The organism is Cryobacterium fucosi (genome assembly GCF_004403515.1).
Lineage (GTDB): Bacteria > Actinomycetota > Actinomycetes > Actinomycetales > Microbacteriaceae > Cryobacterium > Cryobacterium fucosi.
In genome coordinates, this window is record NZ_SOHH01000061.1 from 38,222 (window position 1) to 55,605 (window position 17,384).

The following is a 17,384-nucleotide window of genomic DNA, read 5'->3' on the forward strand; positions in this document are numbered from 1 at the left end:
ACGGTGTTGATCTGCTTGTCCGCCAGCCACAAGAACTCCAGCTTCGACGTGCTCGAGCGGTTGTCTGTCGGTTCCGACGACGCCGCGGCCGGCATCCTGGAGCGGCACCCTGCCCTGGTCGGGGCCGTCGTCGTGGCCACCTGCAACCGCTTCGAGGCCTATCTCGACCTGGACGAACCGACCGGCACCTCTCCCATGTCGGCGGTGCGCGCCGCGATCGACGGCGTCAGCGCAAGCACCGGCGTGGCCGCCGAGGTACTGCGTGACACCCTCGAACTCGTCCACGGCCACACCGTTGCCGAGCATCTCTTCGCCGTCACCAGCGGCCTCGAGTCCGTCGTCGTCGGCGAGGGCGAGATCGCCGGCCAGGTGCGGCGCTCGCTCGAACAGGCCCGGCGGGTGGGCACCACGAGCCCGGAACTGGAGCGACTGTTCCAACGCGCGTCTCAGACCTCGCGCGGGATCAAGAACCGCACCGGGATCGGCGCGGCCGGCCGTTCGCTCGTGCGGCTGGCGCTCGAACTGGCCGAAAGCCGCATCCCGGACTGGGCCGCGACCCGGGTGCTGCTGGTCGGCACCGGGCGTTACGCCGGCGCCTCCCTGGCGGCGCTGCGCGATCTCGGCGCCGAGAATGTGCGCGTCTACTCCCCCTCCGGCCGTGCCCGCAAGTTCGCGTCCTCGCACCAGATCACCGCTGTCACCGAATCGGACTTCGCCGCGGAGGCGGCGCGCGCCGACCTCATCCTCACCTGCACGACCGCCGACCACCACGTGATCACGGCGGCCCTGCTCCGGGCCGGGCGCGCTCAGGGCGAGACGATGGCGGATGCCGCGTCACCGGCAAACGGCTGCCCGGTCGGCGAGGCGCCTGGGACTCCCGAGGCTCCGCAGCGGCTGATCATCGACCTCGGCCTGCCGAGGAACGTCGACCCGGATGTGACGGAGCTGGCCGGGGTGGAGCTGCTCGACCTCGAGACCATCCGCATCCACGCCCCGCTCGAAGAGCTCAACGCCACCAGCGACGCCCGCCTCCTTGTCGGCAGGGCCGCCCGCAAGTTCTCCGCCGTCGCCGAGGAGCAGAGCCTCGCGCCGGCCGTCGTGGCCCTGCGCAGCCACATCTTCGGCCTGCTCGACGCGGAGATCGAACGCGCCCGCCGCCGCAGCGACTCCAGCGAACAGACCGAGGCGGCACTGCGGCACCTGGCCAGCGTGCTCCTGCACACCCCGATGGTGCGCTCCCGGGAACTCGCGCGGGCCGGCGAGCAGGCCGCGTTCCTCAGCGGCCTCGACGCGATGTTCGGCATCCGGGTAGACCTCCCCGCCGTCACGGCAACGCCGGGCGACGCCGAGATCACTCCCACCGCCTCGTGACGCGGCATCCGTCGTGATGTCTCAGCCGTCGTAATGTCTCGGTCGTCGGAGCTGGGCGCGCACCGGGTGGTCGCCGAGCTCGATCCACGGAACACGGCATCCGCCGCCCTCTGCCGGCGGCTGGGGATGCGCCTCAAGGCGCACTTCGTCGAGAACGAGTTCTTCACGGGCGAGTGGTCCGACCTGCGGGTGTTCGCGATCGTCGGCCGCGACTGGATGGCCGCGCGATGAGGGCCGTCTGGTTCGGCCGCTTCGGCGAGCTGCCCGAGCTGCGCGAGGTGCCGGACCCGGTCGCCTCCGCCGCCGGCGTCGTCGTGCGGGTCGAGGCGACCGGCCTCTGCCGCAGCGACTGGCACGGCTGGCTGGGGCATGACTCCGGTATCGCGCTGCCGCACGTTCCTGGCCATGAGCTCGTCGGCGTGATCGATTCCGTCGGAGCGGAGGTGCGCCGCTTCCGGATCGGCCAGCGCGTCACCGTGCCGTTCGTCTGCGCCTGCGGCGACTGCCCCGATTGCGCGGCGGGAAACGCCCAGGTCTGCCGCAACCAGACCCAGCCGGGATTCACCCACTGGGGTTCCTACGCCGAACTGGTCGCCCTGCACCACGCCGACGTCAATCTCATCGCCGTGCCGGACAGCCTCGACGCGGGGGCGGCGGCCCTGCTCGGCTGCCGGTTCGCCACGGCCCATCGCGGTCTGGCCCATCAGGCCCGCCTGGCGCCCGGAGAGACACTCGTGGTCGTGGGCTGCGGCGGCGTCGGGCTCTCCGCCGTGATGATCGGGGCGACACTCGGCGCGACCGTGATCGCGGTGGACATCAGCGCCGCGGCGCTGGACGCGGCAGCACGATGCGGAGCCGCGCACACGGTCGACTCCTCCGGCCTGGACGACGACGAGGCGGTCGCCCGCATCCGCTCCGCCGCGGGGAGCGCGGGCGTGCAGGTCAGCGTCGAGGCGCTCGGCCGGGAGAACACGGTCTCCATCGCCATCCGCTCCCTGGCGGCCCGCGGCCGCCACGTGCAGATCGGCCTGCTGGCAGAGAACCCGCGGTTCCCGCTCGGCGAGGTCATCGCCCGGGAACTCTCGGTGCTCGGCAGCCACGGGATGCCTGCCGCCGACTACCCCGCCCTGCTGGCCCTGGTCGAATCGGGCCGGTTGCGCCCCCAGGACCTGGTCGACCGGCGGATCACGCTCGCCGAGGCGCCGGCCGCCCTCGCGGCGATGTCGGCCCCGGTCCCCTCAGCGGGCGTCACCCTGATCGAAGTCGCGCCCCACTCCCGCGCATAACTCCTGCAATTCGCAGCCGGCCGCAGTTCCCACCCCGTAATCACGCGGAATTGCGGCCGGGCCGAGGCGAATTGCAGGAGTTATGCGAAACGCTGGTCACGCGCGGGCGCGGCTGTGACCGGCCAGCGGAGGCGCGGGGCCTACGCGCCGCGGAGGCGCGCGGCGAGGTAGGCGTCGAGCTTGTCCAGCGGCACGCGCTCCTGGGCCATGGAATCGCGGTCGCGCACGGTGACGGCCTGGTCCTCGAGCGAGTCGAAGTCGACCGTGACACAGTATGGCGTGCCGATCTCGTCCTGGCGGCGGTAGCGGCGGCCGATCGCGCCGGCGTCGTCGAAGTCCACGTTCCACGACTCACGGAGGCGCGCGGCGAGCGCCTTGGCCATCGGCGAGAGCGCCTCGTTGCGAGACAAGGGCAGCACGGCCACCTTGATCGGCGCCAGGCGCCGGTCGAGCTTCAGCACGGTGCGCTTGTCGACGCCACCCTTCGCGTTGGGCACCTCTTCCTCGTGGTACGCGTCCACCAGGAATGCCATCAGCGAGCGGGTCAGGCCGGCGGCCGGCTCGATCACGTAGGGAACCCAGCGCTCGTTCTTCGTCTGGTCGAAGTAGGACAGGTCCTTGCCGGATGCCGCCGCGTGCGTCTTCAGGTCGAAGTCGGTGCGGTTCGCGACGCCCTCGAGCTCGCCGAATTCGCTGCCGGTGAAGCCGAAGCGGTACTCGATGTCGACGGTGCGCTTTGAATAGTGAGAGAGTTTCTCGGCCGGGTGCTCGAACAGGCGCAGGTTGTCGATATTAATGCCGAGGCCGGTGTACCACGCCATGCGCTGGTCGATCCAGTACTGGTGCCACGTCTCATCCGTGCCGGGCTCGACGAAGAATTCCATCTCCATCTGCTCGAACTCCCGGGTGCGGAAGATGAAGTTGCCCGGTGTGATCTCGTTGCGGAAGCTCTTGCCGATCTGGCCGATGCCGAACGGGGGCTTCATCCGTGCGGCCTGCAGTACGTTGGCGAAGTTCACGAAGATGCCCTGCGCGGTCTCGGGGCGCAGGTAGTGCATTCCGGCCTCGTCGTCGACCGGGCCGAGGTAGGTCTTGAGCAATCCGGAGAAGGCGCGCGGCTCGGTCCAGATGTGGCGGTTGCCGCAGTTCGGGCAGGGGATGCCGTCGATGCCGCCCTCGGGCGGGCGGCCTTTCTTCTCCTCGAATTCCTCCTCGAGGTGGTCGGCCCGAAACCGCTTGTGGCAGCTCGTGCACTCGACCAGCGGGTCGCTGAAGACCTCGACGTGGCCGGATGCCTCCCAGACCTTTCGGGGCAGGATCACCGAGGAGTCCAGGCCCACCACGTCCTCACGGCTGGTGACCATGAATCGCCACCACTGCTTCTTGATGTTCTCCTTGAGCTCCACGCCCAGCGGTCCGTAGTCCCAGGCGGACCGGGATCCGCCGTAGATTTCACCCGCCTGGAAGACGAACCCGCGATGACGGGCGAGGGCGATGACGGAATCGAGGCGGGTGGGGGCGGCCACGGTGGCTCCAATGGTCGAGGGGTGGGAGAGTGTGTCGCGAGCGGGCGGGAGCCCGACGGGCGCTCCGCTCATTTTAGGCGCTCGCTCCACCCGCCTCGAGTACGGTCGCCGAGCATCCCTCACAAGCTGTTAGCCTTGCTAAGGAATCCCGCACGCTTCGCGGGGCCTCAAGGGAGAGATCATGGGCACCATGCCCCGCACGCCACACGATTCAACCGAGGGGGCAGAGGCGCTGGATCGGGATCCGGCCCTGCTGGCCGTCGCACTCGACCAGACCACTCATGACGCGGAGGAGGCCCATTGGACCCCCGCGAAGATCGCCCTCTGGGGCGGCATCTCGCTGCTCGGAGGTCTCAGCTGGGTGATGCTGGCCGTGGTCCGCGGCGAAACGGTCAATGCGATCTGGTTCGTCTTCGCGGCCGTGTGCACCTACCTGATCGGCTACCGCTTCTACTCGAACTACATCCAGAAGCACCTGCTCCGGCCGGACGACCGACGAGCGACACCGGCAGAGTACAAGGCCGACGGCAAGGACTATGCGGCCACCGACCGCCGGGTGCTCTTCGGCCACCACTTCGCGGCGATCGCCGGCGCCGGGCCCCTCGTCGGCCCGGTCCTGGCCGCCCAGATGGGCTACCTGCCCGGCACGATCTGGATCATCTTCGGTGTCGTCCTCGCCGGCGCCGTGCAGGATTACCTCGTGTTGTTCTTCTCGATGCGCCGCGGCGGACGCTCCCTGGGCCAGATGGCCAGGGACGAGCTCGGCAAGGTCGGCGGCACGGCGGCCCTGATCGCGACCCTGGCCATCATGGTCATCATCGTCGCCATCCTCGCCCTCGTCGTCGTCAACGCCCTCGCGGCCAGCCCCTGGGGCGTCTTCTCGGTCTCGATGACCATCCCGATCGCCCTGTTCATGGGCTGCTACCTGCGGTTCTTCCGCCCGGGCAAGGTCAGCGAGATCTCGATCATCGGCTTCGTGCTGCTCCTGGCCGCCATCATCGGCGGCGGAATGATCTCGAACACCGAGTGGGGCGCGGCCTTCTTCCACGTCGACCCGGTGCCGCTCGCGATCGGCATCATCGTCTACGGCTTCGTGGCCGCGATCCTTCCGGTCTGGCTGCTGCTGGCCCCGCGGGACTACCTCTCCACCTTCATGAAAATCGGCACGATCGGGATGCTGGCGCTCGCCATCATCATCGTTCGCCCGGAGATCTCGGTGCCGGCCTTCAGCGAGTTCACCGCCAATGGTGGCCCCGTCGTCAGCGGCTCGCTCTTCCCGTTCCTCTTCGTCACGATCGCCTGCGGCGCCCTCTCCGGCTTCCACGCCCTGATCGCCTCCGGAACGACCCCGAAGCTGATCGAGAAGGAACGCCAGACCCGGTTCATCGGCTACGGCGGCATGCTGATGGAGTCCTTCGTCGCGATCATGGCCCTCGTGGCCGCCCTGTCGATCGACCGCGGCATCTACTTCGCGATGAACTCCTCGCCGGCGCTCACCGGCGGCACCGTCGAAGGCGCCGTCGCATTCGTGAACAGCCTGGGCCTGACCGGTGTCAACCTGACACCCGAGGTGCTCACCCAGACGGCGAAGGATGTCGGCGAGGCCTCGATCGTGTCCCGCACCGGTGGAGCACCGACCCTCTCGGTCGGCCTGGCCAACATCATGCAGCAGGTCGTGGGCGGCAGCGGGATGATGGCGTTCTGGTACCACTTCGCGATCATGTTCGAGGCGCTCTTCATCCTGACCGCCGTCGACGCCGGCACCCGGGTGGCCCGCTTCATGCTCCAGGACAGCCTCGGCAACTTCTTCCCGAAGTTCAAGAACACCTCCTGGCGCGCGGGCGCGTGGCTCACGACCGGGATCATGGTCGCGGCCTGGGGCGCCGTGCTGATCATGGGCGTCACCGACCCGCTCGGCGGCATCAACACCCTGTTCCCGCTCTTCGGAATCGCGAATCAGCTGCTCGCGGCGATCGCCCTCGCCGTCTGCATGGCCATCGTGGCCAAGCGTGGAATGTTCAAGTACCTCTGGATCGTGGCCCTGCCGCTGGCGTTCGCCGCCGTCGTGACCATCTCCGCGTCGTTCCTGAAGATCTTCTCCACCATCCCGGCCGTGGGGTACTTCGCCCAGAACCGGGCGTTCTCCGAAGCGCTGGCCGCCGGGGAGACGAGCTTCGGCACGGCCAAAACCGTCGAGGCGATGGAAGCCGTCGTGCGCAACACGATGGTGCAGGGCATCCTCTCGATCCTGTTCGTGGTGCTCGCCATCATCGTGATGGTCACGGCGATCCAGGCCACCTGGCGCTCGTGGAAGAGCCGCGACTTCGGCACCAACGAAGATCCGGCCGTGCCGTCGCAGATGTTCGCTCCGTCCGGTTTCCTGCCGACCCCGGCGGAGAAGGAACTCGGCGCACGCTGGGACGCGCGGGCCAGGCTGGAGAAGTCGGGGAGGTCGAAGCGCTGATGAACACCGTCGAGCTCCTCAAGAAGGGCGCCAGGGACCTCGCCTGGTTCGTCAAGGGCGTCATGGGCGACGACGCCTACGACAAGTACAAGGCCCACCACGAGTCGAGGCACCCATCCGCCGGGGCCGACGCTCCCCCGGTGATGACCGAGCGCGAGTTCTGGCGAGACCAGACCGACCGCCAGGACACCAACCCGCAGGGACGGTGCTGCTGAACACGCGCGGCTGAACCCGGGCCCAGAATAGCGGGCCCAGAACGGATGCCTCCCCGCCAATCCGGGAAGGCATCCGTGCGTCAGCCGGCCGCCGCGCGCTCGGCCAGGATCTCCTCGACGGAGGTAATGCCGATCAACGGGGCGTAGAGGGCCATCGCGTCGAGCGCACGCCGGTGGTCGGCGTCGCTGAGGCCGGCACAGGCATCCGCCACCACCCGCACCCGCACGCCGTCGTCGGCCGCGGCCAGCGCCGTAGAGATCACGCAGCAGTCGGTGGAGACGCCCGCGAGCACGATCTCCCCCGGGTCGTCGAGGGCCGCGCGCGTCTCGGCGCTCCACTTGCCGAAGGTGGGCCGGTCGATCAGCCGGGCGTCCAGCGGCGGGAACTCGGGCACGAGGTCGTAGAGCGCACGGTTCGCCGGGTCGAGCGCGAACGGCCACTCCTCGTAGTACGGGATCCAGGCCCCCTCGGGCTTCTCGGGCGCGAGGAACCGGGTCAGGGCGACCCGCGCGCCGAACGCGGGCCGGAGCCGGGCGGCGCCCGCCGCGGCCTCGGCGAAGCGCGGCGTGAACCAGTCGCTTCCCGGTTCGCCGAAGATGCGCTGCAGGTCGATCAGGACGAGCCACGACCCGTGGTCACGGCCGGCGGCGGGCCCGGCCGCGGAATCGCCCGGTGCGGCGCTCATGCCGACAGCAGCTCCTGGGCGGCCTGGTCCTCGCCGGGGACCGGCAGGGCCTCCTGCGCCCGAACGGCGCCACGACCGAAGAGCAGGGTGCCGCCGAAGCCGATCACGAGCGCGGCGAGCACGCCGAGGTTGGCAAAGGCCCACTCCCCACCACGGCCGCCGAGCCCGAGGGGGTCCAGCAGGTAGCCCTGCCAGGCGAGCCAGTCGGCGAAGCCGTTGGTGACCATGCCCCAGCCGATGAACGATCCCGCCGCGATGAGCACAATGGAGAGCACCCGCACGCTGCCGTAGCGCCCGGCCGGGTCGAACAGTTCCTTCACCGCGTAGCCCTTCTTGCGGAGAAGGATGTCCGCCATGAAGATGCCGCACCACGCCGCGACGGGCACGCCGAGGGTGATCAGGAAGCCCTGGAACGGGCCGAGGAAGCTGCCCGCGAAGAAGACCACGTAGATCGCGCCGAGCACCATCAGCACCCCGTCGATCCCGGCGGCCACGAACCGGGGCACCCGGAGGCCCGTGGTGAGCAGGGCCAGCCCTGATGAGTAGATGTCGAGCACGGCGCCGCCGACCAGGCCGAGAACGGCCACCAGGGCGAACGGGATCAGGAACCAGATCGGGAGGATCGTGGTGAGGGCCCCGATCGGGTCGACCGCGATCGCGCCGCTGAGCTCGGCGGAGGAACCGGCCAGGAGCAGCCCGAACAAGAGCAGGATGATCGGCGCCAGTGACGCGCCGAAGGTGGTCCAGGCGACGACGCCGGTACTCGAGGCCGACCGCGGCAGGTAACGGGAGTAGTCGGCCGCTGCGTTGACCCAGCCGAGGCCGAAGCCCGTCATCATGAAGACGAGGGCGCCGATCACCTGCGGGGTGCCGCCGCCGGGGATCGCGGCAAGCGTGTCGAAGTTGATCTGGTCGGCGACGAGGATCACGTAGACCACGGTGAGGATGCCGGTGATGATGGTGATCCACTTCTGCAGCTTCATGATGAAATCGAAGCCGAGCACCCCACCGACGACGATCAGCGCTGCGACGACCACAAGCGCGACGACCTTGGTCAGGACGCCGCCCTCCCAGCCGAGCTCGGTGAACACGGTCGCCGTGGCGAGCACGGCGAGGGAGGCGAGCACGGTCTCCCAGCCCACGGTGAGCAGCCAGGACAGCGCCGACGGCACCCGGTTGCCGTTGATGCCGAAGGCGGCCCGGCTGAGCGTCATCGTCGGGGCGTGGCCGCGCTTGCCGGCGAGCGCGATGAAACCGCAGAACAGGAACGAGACGACGATCCCGACCAGTCCCACGATCGTCGCCTGCCACAGGGAGATGCCGAAGCCGAGCAGGAAGGAGCCGTAGCTGATGCCGAGCACCGAGACGTTGGCGGCGAACCAGGGCCAGAACAGGTCCCTGGGGTGCCCCTTGTGCTCACTCGAAGGGATCGCGTTGATGCCGTTCAGCTCGATCTCGAGGGCCGAACCCGTGGCCCCGCCGTCGGCGCCGATCGTGGATGGGGTGGACATGCGAAGGTCCTCTCGTCGAACCTGCCAAAGCCTCTACAGCGGAGACTAGGGCGGCGCGCGGATGCCTGTCAAGGCCGGGCGCGAACGCCCCGACCCGGCGGGAGCACGCGTGGACTTCCGCCGGTCAGTGGACGTATTCGAGCAGGTCCATGCCGACCGCGCGCATGCCGTCGAGCACGGCGAGCCTGGCCGAGAGGGCCGTGTCGGCGAACGACATCGACACCGCGTAGGTGACACCCGCGCGGGGGCCGCGGAGGATCCCGACCTCGCTGCGCACGCCGGCATCCGTGCCCGTCTTGTTCACCAGCAGCAGGCCGTGGTCGCCCTGTCGGTGGGCGAGCGGGTCGAAGCCGAAGGCGCCGGCCACCATGGACAGGTCGGTGCCCAGGGAGAGCCAGCCGATCACCCGTTCGCTGGCTGCGGCGTCGACGATCTCGCCGCGGGCGAGCGCCGTGAACAACCAGGTGAGGTCCTTGGCGCTGCCGACCGAGAGCTGCGGCGCGTGGTCCGGCCCGCGTTCGTCGCGCACGAGGTCGAGCAGCGCCGTGCGGGAGAGGCCGAGCTGCTCGGTGCGGGCGCGCACGGCGTCCAGGCCGACCGCCCGGATGAGCACATTGGCGGCCAGGTTGTCGCCGGTGGCTCCGATCAGGGCGGCGAGGTCGGCCACCGGCAGCGACGGGGCCTGCAGGTGCTGCCAGATGCCCGAGCCGCCGACCGAGTCGAGCGGGGTGCGGTCGAGGATCGCGTAGGCGCCGAAGTCGGCCTCCCGCAGCCGGGCCGCGACCTCGATCAGGAGGAGCACGGTGCCGATCCCGGCGGTGGGCATCACGACATGGTCGTCGACGGAGAACAACACCCGCCCGGTGACGAGGTCGGTGGCGCGCGCCGACACCTGCACCCCGTTGACGGCGAGGTCACCCAGGGCCTGGAACCCGCGGCCGAAGTTCACGCTCGCCGGGGCCCCGCCGTGCTTCCCTAGATGCGCGGAGGCGTGACGGGACCGTCGCCCTGAGCCCTGGGTTGGCTTGACCACCGGATGCGGGTCCTTCCGTGCGCCGGACCTGCTGGCCCGGCAACACCATAACTCAACGAGGTTGGAGGTTCCTTGCGGAGAAGACCCCTACCAAATGGTGACGCGCTTCTCCGGGGTGAGCCAGAGAGCGTCGCCCTCGGCCACACCGAAGGCGGCGTAGAACTCGTCGATGTTGCTGACGATCTGGTTGCAGCGGAATTCGTTGGGCGAGTGCGGGTCGATCGCGAGCAGCCGGATGGCCTCTTCGTCGCGCATCGTGAGCTGCCAGGCCTGCGCCCAGGACAGGAAGAACCGCTGTGCGCCGGTGAGACCGTCGATCACGGGCGGCTCGGCGCCGGCCAGGGAGATCAGGTAGGCCTTCCACGCGATCGAGAGGCCGCCGAGGTCGCCGATGTTCTCGCCGATCGTCAGGGCGCCGTTGACGTGGTGGTCGGGAACCTGCCGGGGGGCCAGGGCGGTGAACTGCTCGATCAGCGAGCTGGTGCGTTCCTCGAACGCGGCGCGGTCCTCCTCGGTCCACCAGTCGGTGAGGAGCCCGTCGCCGTCGTACTTGGAACCCTGGTCGTCGAATCCGTGCCCGATCTCGTGGCCGATCACCGCGCCGATCGCGCCGTAGTTCGCCGCGGCATCCCGGTCCGCGTCGAAGAACGGCACCTGCAGGATCGCCGCGGGGAAGACGATCTCATTGAAGCCGGGGTTGTAGTAGGCGTTGATGGTCTGCGGGGTCATGAACCACTCGTCGCGGTCGAGCGGGTTGCCGATCTTGCCGAGCTCCCGCTGGAACTCGAACTCGTTGGCCCTGCGCACATTGGCGATGAGGTCGCCCGGGTCGACGGCCAGCGTCGAATAGTCGCGCCACTTCACCGGGTAGCCGATCTTGGGGGTGAACTTCTCGAGCTTCTCGAGCGCCCGGCCGCGGGTCTCCTCGGTCATCCAGTCGAGGTCGGCGATGCTCCGGCGGTAGGCCTCGACGAGGTTGGCGACGAGCACGTCCATGCTCGCCTTGGCACTCGGCGTGAAGTGGCGCTCCACGTAGATGCGGCCGACGGCCTCGCCCAGGGCACCCTCGACCAGCGACACCCCGCGCTTCCAGCGGTCGCGCAGCTGAGGGGTGCCGGTGAGGGTGCGGCCGTAGAAGTCGAAGCTCGCGTCGACGAAGTCGGCCGACAGGTACGCGGCGCTCGAACGGATGATCTGCCAGCGCAGCCAGTCCTGCCAGGCTTCCAGGCGGTCCTCGGTGAGCATCTCGGCCAGGCCGGTGACGAAGCTGGGCTGGCGCACGACGACCTCGTCGAACGCGGCCGCCGGGGCGTCGAACCCCTCGAGCCAGAGCTGGAGGTCGGCCCCGGCGGCGAGAGCGGTGACCTGGCCCCAGGTCTTGAGGTTGTAGGTCTTCTCGCTGTCGCGGGAACGGACCTTGTCCCAGTGGTGGGTCGCGAGTTCGGTCTCGAGGTCGAAGACCCGGCCGGCCCTGGCCGCGGCGTCCGTCAGCCCGGCGAGGCCGAACATCCGCTCGATGACGGCTTGGTAGGCCACCCGGATCGCGCCGGACGTCTCGTCGCGGTAGTAGGACTCGTCGGGCAGGCCGAGCCCGGCCTGCTCGACGAAGACGAGGTAGCGCTCCGGGTTTCCCGGGTCGTTGTCGACGTAGAGCTGGAACGCGCCGGCGACCCCGGCGCGTTCCAGCCGGCCGAGGGTGCCGAGCAGCACGGGGATGGAGGAGATGCCGTCGACGGTGGCGAGGTCGTCGGCGAGCGGGGTGGCGCCGAGCGCCTCGACCTTCTGCTCGTCGAGGAAGCTGGCGTAGAGGTCGCCCAACTTGCGCTCCTCGGTGCCTGGCTCGGCCGACTGGGCCTCGAGGATGATCTCGCGCACGGCCCTCTCGGACTCCTCGGCCAGGAGGTAGAACGAACCCCAGCGGGCCTTGTCGGCCGGGATCTCGGTGCGGTCGATCCACTTGCCGTTCACGTGGCGGAACAGGTCATCCTGTGGACGCACGCCCGGGTCGAGTTCGTCGCGGTCGATTCCGGATGCGGTCCCCTGCTCAGTCATGCCTCCACCCTATTCGCTGCGCCGGGCCGATCGGCCTCCCCGGACTGAGCGCTGGGCACCCTCCCAGCCGCCTGTCGAGCTCCTCGGACCGGTGGTCGAGCCCCGGGCGCCCGAGCCCCGTCGCTCGAGCCCCCGTCGCTCGAGCCCCGTCCCTCAAGTTCCTCACCGGGCACCGTGCCAGGACTGTCCCGAATTCAGGTGTAGAACCTGGAGCAGTGCGACGGATGCCGGCCAAGGCGTTGGATGCGGGCTGTTCTCCTGAATTCGGAACACCCGTGGCCGCCGGTCGAGCCCCGGCGGTCGAGCCCGTCGAGACCCGGATGCCCGCACGCTCCGCCCCAGGCCGCGCCGGTTTCGGCAACCCGCTACCGCCGCGGCCCTGTGAGCCCGCGCTGGCAGCCCGCGCTGGCAGCCCGCGACTGCGGCCGCGGGGGCGGTCTGCGAAAACGTTCGCGGGCTCGCGGCGTGATGATCTCGACTGGCTCGATCACCGGCGGGTGAGGCTGCGCCCGCGACTGAGCCCGTCGAGGCCCTGGTCGAAACGGTCGAGACCTCGCGCGGCCCGACAGCTAGTCTGGAGCATCACCATCCTTCGCCCGCAGCCCATCGACCGCGAGATCCTGCGCCTCGCCGTTCCTGCCGTGGGCGCGCTCATCGCCGAGCCGATGTTCCTGTTGGCCGACTCCGCGATGGTCGGGCACCTCGGCACTGTTCCGCTGGCCGGGCTCGGGCTGGCCAGCGCGGTACTGCAGACAGTCATCGGCCTGATGGTGTTCCTCGCCTACAGCACGACTCCCGCGGTGGCCCGCTGGCTCGGCGCCGGCGACCGCGGGCGCGCGGTCTCGGTCGGCATCGACGGCCTCTGGCTCGCCCTCGGCCTGGGCGTGCTGCTGGCGGCGGCCGGCTGGTTCACCGCCCCGGCTCTGGTCGGCGCCTTCGGAGCCGAGCCGGCCGTGACGGACGCCGCCGCCCGCTACCTCGGCCTGTCTATGCTCGGACTCCCGGCCATGCTGCTCGTCTTCGCGGCCACGGGCCTGCTCCGCGGGCTGCAGGACACCCGCACCCCGCTCTGGGTGGCCGGGCTCGGCTTCTCCGCCAACATCCTGCTCAACCTGTGGTTCATCTACGGGCTCGGTCTCGGCATCGTGGGTTCGGCGCTCGGCACCGTGGTCGCCCAGTGGTCGATGGTCGGCGTCTACCTCGTGGTCGTGGTGCGCCACGCCCGCCGCGAGGGTGCCGGGCTGCGGCCGCACCGGGCGGGCGTGCTGCGCGGGGCGTCCAGCGGCGGCTGGCTCTTCCTGCGCACGGTGAGCCTGCGCGCGGCGATGCTGCTCGCGGTGTTCGTGGCGACCAACCTCGGTTCACCCGAGCTGGCGGCCTTCCAGATCGCGATGACCCTGTTCGCCACCCTCGCGTTCGCGCTCGACGCCCTGGCCATCGCCGCCCAGGCGCTGGTCGGCCGGGGCCTCGGCGCCGGCGACCTGGCCGGCGTGCGGGCCGTGCTGCGGCGTTGCCTCGAGTGGGGCGTGCTCAGTGGCGCTGTGCTCGGGCTGATCGTGATAGCCGCCAACGGCGTGCTCGGCGCCCTGTTCACGAACGCCGCGGAGGTGAAGACCCTGCTCCCGGCCACACTGGTCGTGCTCGGGCTGTCCGTTCCCCTCGGCGGCGTGGTCTTCGTGCTCGACGGCGTGTTGATCGGCGCGGGCGACGCGCGTTACCTCGCCGTCACCGGCGTCGTCAACCTGGCCGCGTTCGTTCCGCTGGCCGTCGGCGTGCTGGTCTGGGCGCCATCCGGGGCCGCCGGGCTGGCCTGGCTGATGGCCGCATTCGCCCTCGGCTATCTCGGAGCCCGCGCGGTCACCCTGGGACTGCGCGCCCGCGCCTCGAACTGGATGGTGGTCGGGGCGCACTGAAGCGCGGGGCCGGGACGGGCGGATGCTCGCTGCTTGCGACGGTCGGGGTCAGACGACCCAGTCGAAGGACTCCTCGAACGTCTCACTCCCGTCGTCGTCGTCGAACACGTTCGCGACGACGTGGGTCAGGAACAGCGCGAACCCGACGGCGATCTCGGTGAAGCGGGCGCTGCCGAAGGGGCCGTACCAGGACACCCGGCACTCCCCCTCCGGATCGAGGTCGAGCCGTGTGGTCGCGACGCCGTCCTCGTCGGCGAGCACGAGGATGCGCACCGACCGCCACGGCGGGTTGGCCCCCATGATGCGGCCGAGGTTCAGCCCGTCGGCCGCGTGGGCGGCGAGGGCCTGGGACAGCTGCACCGCGACATCCGCCGTGCGCTCGTCGGCCACCCGGAACCTGAGGTAGGCGGCCCGGTCGCTCGACACGAGCTGGATCGCGTCGGGCTCCCAGGCGAGCCGGCGGTATTCGAGCAGTTCGAGCGCGGAGCGCACGAGGTCGGTGAGCAGCCGGCCGGCGGTCTCGGCGTCGACGACGTTGCCGTAGTCCGGGGTGTCGCCCTCCCAGACGCCTCGAACGGCGACCCGGGTGGTGGGGATGCTTGGCATGGACTTCACTTTCCGGCGGCGAGTCCGGGAAAATTCCTGATCCGCGGGCCTCTCTGCTCCAGTGGGCCGGGTGCCGACCGGTACAGGACGATTATCGTCGTGCTCGGGCGCCTCGCTGTCCGCGGCGCGCTCAGGGTCCGAAAGCGGGTGAGGAAGGCGCCGTGGAAGCTGCTCCGAGCTCAGCAATCCACGGCATCGGCCCGTCGCCCCATCCGGACTACTTGAAGGCGGCCTTGACTGCCTGGATCGCAACCTTCGAATCCCGCAGGCCGTCGTAAATCGGCGGGATCGGCCGGTCGACAGCGAAGAATTGGTAGACCGCGTGCATGGCGCCGTGGATCGAGTACTCCACGGTGAAAACGACATCCTTCGCGAGCTCGGTGAACTGACCGAGGAACGCGAAGTTCTGCGAGCCGTCGGGGATGACCTTGGGACGGTCCTTGGGTACCCGCCGGCTGAACAGCGCCGAGGCGTACGGCATCATCACTGTGGTGACGTCGGTGGTTTCGAGTACCTCGTCGAGGATGTCCTCGAAGCCGAGCTGGTGGACCAGCTCGGTGAGAACCTCCTTGCCGGTGGCCTGGGACATCTTCTTTTTGACGAAGTCGCCGTCGTCGTCGATCTCGAAGCCGTAACCCCACAACGTGTATGTGTTCTCGGGCATGTTGGGGAAGTGCGGCTGGGCCGGCACGACCATCGACAGGTGCCAGCCCGACTCGGTGAACGTGGTCAGCGCCCCGGTGCCCGGTTCATTGCCCGTGTACTCGATGATGCGGTTGATCAGCACATCACTGTGCATGGTCAGCGTGAACGACTCCCACTTATTTTCGTCGATGTTTCCGGCGAAGGTGTTCGGACGCCCGAAGTCGGGGGCCTTCTTGGCGATCGCCTCCCACAACGACCACGCATGGTCGACGCGGTCGCGGATCAGCGGCGGCACTGTGTCGTTGCCGCCGTAGGTTGCGTCGGCGGTAATGGATCCGATGGTGAGGAACGTGTAGTCGCTCCCGCCGAGTGAGATCGTCGAGGCGCCGGCCGAGTCCTCGACGTGCAGGCGCGTGGCGCGCCGCGACTGATCTGCGCCTGCGAAGTCGACATCGGTGACGCGAGTGCCGAAGCGGACGTCGACGCCCTGGGCCGCGAGCCAGCGCTGCAGCGGCACGATCATCGAGTCGTATTGGTTGTACTTGGTCCGGCAGACCCCGCCGACCGTGTCGAGGAGGTCGAACTCCTGAACGAAACGCAGGAAGTAGCGCCGCAGCTCAATCGCCGAGTGCCATTTCTGGAACGCGAACATGGTGCGCCACATCTGCCAGAAGTTGGTCTCGAAGAAGTGGTCGCCAAAGATCTCGTCGATGCGGCGAGCCCCGAGGGTCTTCTCGCTCATGCCGAGCAGGCGCGTCATATCGAGACGATCGCGATTGCTCAGGCCGTAGCTCGAGGCGTCCAGAATATGGTGCCGCGCGTCGACCAGGCGCGCACGGGCGCGGGTCGTGAACGTGGAATTGAAGTCGATGATTTCCTGGCGGACGGTGACCTCCGGGTCCTCAAGCGAGGGGATCGTGGAGAAGAGGTCCCAGGTGGTCTGATACGCCTGTTCCTCGAACATCCGACCGCCGCGGGTCACGTAGGCGCCCGGCTCCACGGGGGACCTCGCCCCATCCATATTCCCGCCTGCGATCTCGAGCTCCTCGAGGATGTGGATGTTCTCGCCGGGAACGCCGGCATCGCGGATGGCGAAGGCGGCGGCCGCCATGCCGGCGATGCCTCCACCCACGATCCACAGGTGGGCCCTCTTCGGATCGATGCTCATGGTCTTCCCTCTCGGTCGGTCTGCGGCGGCGTGCGACGACGTGACGGTGCTCGATCGCCTGACCGCTGAATTTCGGACTGTACTCACTTCGGAGTCTAGTCCGTATGTTAGTTTCATATCCAGACGGGAACGATGCGCGCCGCAGGCGGCCGCCATCGGCTCCCCTGGAAGGAGCACCACCCGTGACACCCGCCGAAGGGCCTCCCCGAACGCCGATCACGATCGACCGGCGGGCACGCAACAAGGCGGACAAGCAGCACCGGATCTTCGTGGCGGCTGCCTCGCTGTTCACCGGGCTGGGGTACTCGGCAGTGACGACTCAGATGGTTGCGGACCGGGCGGATGTGGGAACGGGCACGTTGTTCCGCTACGCCAGCTCCAAGGCTGAGCTACTGATGATGGTGCTGAACGAGCAGATGCGACTGGCCACCCGCGAGGGTGTACTCGCGTCCGAGGCCGGCGACTCGCCGGTCGACGCAATCATGGCGCTGCTCGCGCCACAGATCCACCTGAGCCTGGAATTCCCGGAGAACACCGCGGTCTACCAGCGGGAGATCCTCTTCGGAAGCGAGCGGGGGCCGTACCGCGCCGAGGCACTCGCGCGCATCTCGGAACTTGAGAACGCGATCGCGGACATCCTGGCTCGGTTCGCGCTGGTCAGCCGGGTGAGGAGCGGCGTCGACCTGCGGGGAGCGGCGCGCACCATGTTCTCGACGCTGCACATGGAGTTGATCCGCGTCAGCCTCGGGCGCGAGGACCCGCGAGCCCTGCCGGGGACGCTGCGCGCACACGTCGACGTGCTGCTGTACGGGGTGCTCGCGCCGGCGTGAGACCGACTGTGGTGCCGGACGGCGTGGGCGCATCACCGCGGCGCGCATGGGCGCGAAACTGCGCAGACTGGTCGAGAA

The 17,384-nt window shown here is 69.4% G+C and carries 14 protein-coding genes; 7 read left to right on the forward strand and 7 right to left on the reverse strand.

Translation table 11 applies throughout. The features are described 5' to 3' along the window. The first annotated feature begins 3 nt into the window (after positions 1-3). The 3 genes from E3T48_RS07235 to E3T48_RS07245 are packed head-to-tail and all read left to right on the forward strand — an operon-like array spanning position 4 to position 2,657. The gene (locus tag E3T48_RS07235) at positions 4-1,371 is read left to right on the forward strand and encodes a glutamyl-tRNA reductase (protein WP_134523271.1); all 1,368 of its coding nucleotides are present in this window, start codon (positions 4-6) and stop codon (positions 1,369-1,371) included. Between the two features lie 33 nt (positions 1,372-1,404). Further along, complete coding sequence (locus E3T48_RS07240) at positions 1,405-1,602, forward strand: GNAT family N-acetyltransferase (protein ID WP_134523273.1); 198 nt, start codon at positions 1,405-1,407, stop codon at positions 1,600-1,602. After that, positions 1,599-2,657: an alcohol dehydrogenase catalytic domain-containing protein gene (locus E3T48_RS07245; protein WP_134523275.1), complete on the forward strand. Its 1,059-nt coding sequence runs from the start codon at positions 1,599-1,601 to the stop codon at positions 2,655-2,657. Before E3T48_RS07240 ends, E3T48_RS07245 begins: the two co-directional genes overlap by 4 nt. Before the next feature lie 140 nt (positions 2,658-2,797). On the opposite strand, the gene E3T48_RS07250 is transcribed toward E3T48_RS07245, so the two are convergent. Next, positions 2,798-4,183 carry a glycine--tRNA ligase gene (locus tag E3T48_RS07250; protein WP_134523277.1) on the reverse strand — a complete coding sequence of 462 codons (1,386 nt, stop codon included), beginning with the start codon at positions 4,181-4,183 and terminating at the stop codon, positions 2,798-2,800. 181 nt (positions 4,184-4,364) lie between these two features. Between E3T48_RS07250 and E3T48_RS07255 the strand changes: the two genes are divergently transcribed. Continuing rightward, positions 4,365-6,647: a carbon starvation CstA family protein gene (locus E3T48_RS07255; protein ID WP_134523279.1), complete on the forward strand. Its 2,283-nt coding sequence runs from the start codon at positions 4,365-4,367 to the stop codon at positions 6,645-6,647. Continuing rightward, positions 6,647-6,862, forward strand: coding sequence for a YbdD/YjiX family protein (locus tag E3T48_RS07260; protein ID WP_134523281.1), 216 nt, complete (start codon positions 6,647-6,649; stop codon positions 6,860-6,862). Before E3T48_RS07255 ends, E3T48_RS07260 begins: the two co-directional genes overlap by 1 nt. Before the next feature lie 80 nt (positions 6,863-6,942). Here E3T48_RS07260 and E3T48_RS07265 read toward each other — a convergent pair whose 3' ends face one another. From E3T48_RS07265 to E3T48_RS07280, 4 genes are all read right to left on the reverse strand, one after another. After that, a complete protein-coding gene (locus E3T48_RS07265; RefSeq protein ID WP_134523283.1) occupies positions 6,943-7,548 on the reverse strand; it encodes a cysteine hydrolase family protein in 606 nt (201 codons plus the stop codon). Then, a complete protein-coding gene (locus E3T48_RS07270; protein ID WP_134523285.1) occupies positions 7,545-9,059 on the reverse strand; it encodes a purine-cytosine permease family protein in 1,515 nt (504 codons plus the stop codon). Before E3T48_RS07270 ends, E3T48_RS07265 begins: the two co-directional genes overlap by 4 nt. A gap of 124 nt (positions 9,060-9,183) precedes the next feature. Continuing rightward, positions 9,184-10,092 (reverse strand): serine hydrolase, encoded by a 909-nt coding sequence (locus tag E3T48_RS07275; RefSeq protein WP_134523287.1) that lies wholly within the window; start codon positions 10,090-10,092, stop codon positions 9,184-9,186. A gap of 87 nt (positions 10,093-10,179) precedes the next feature. Further along, on the reverse strand, positions 10,180-12,144 hold the full coding sequence (locus E3T48_RS07280; RefSeq protein WP_134523289.1) for a M13 family metallopeptidase: 1,965 nt from the start codon (positions 12,142-12,144) through the stop codon (positions 10,180-10,182). Between the two features lie 581 nt (positions 12,145-12,725). On the opposite strand from E3T48_RS07280, the gene E3T48_RS07285 reads away from it, so the two are divergent. Beyond that, on the forward strand, positions 12,726-14,057 hold the full coding sequence (locus E3T48_RS07285; RefSeq protein WP_255455820.1) for an MATE family efflux transporter: 1,332 nt from the start codon (positions 12,726-12,728) through the stop codon (positions 14,055-14,057). Positions 14,058-14,105: 48 nt separating this feature from the next. Here the strand turns inward: E3T48_RS07285 and E3T48_RS07290 are convergent, their stop codons facing one another. Continuing rightward, entirely contained in the window at positions 14,106-14,663 is a 558-nt protein-coding gene (locus tag E3T48_RS07290; RefSeq protein WP_134523291.1) for a hypothetical protein, read from the reverse strand. 217 nt (positions 14,664-14,880) lie between these two features. Continuing rightward, complete coding sequence (locus E3T48_RS07295; RefSeq protein WP_134523293.1) at positions 14,881-16,476, reverse strand: oleate hydratase; 1,596 nt, start codon at positions 16,474-16,476, stop codon at positions 14,881-14,883. Positions 16,477-16,658: 182 nt separating this feature from the next. Between E3T48_RS07295 and E3T48_RS07300 the strand changes: the two genes are divergently transcribed. Further along, the gene (locus E3T48_RS07300; RefSeq protein ID WP_198417637.1) at positions 16,659-17,306 is read left to right on the forward strand and encodes a TetR/AcrR family transcriptional regulator; all 648 of its coding nucleotides are present in this window, start codon (positions 16,659-16,661) and stop codon (positions 17,304-17,306) included. The last annotated feature ends 78 nt before the right edge of the window (positions 17,307-17,384 follow it).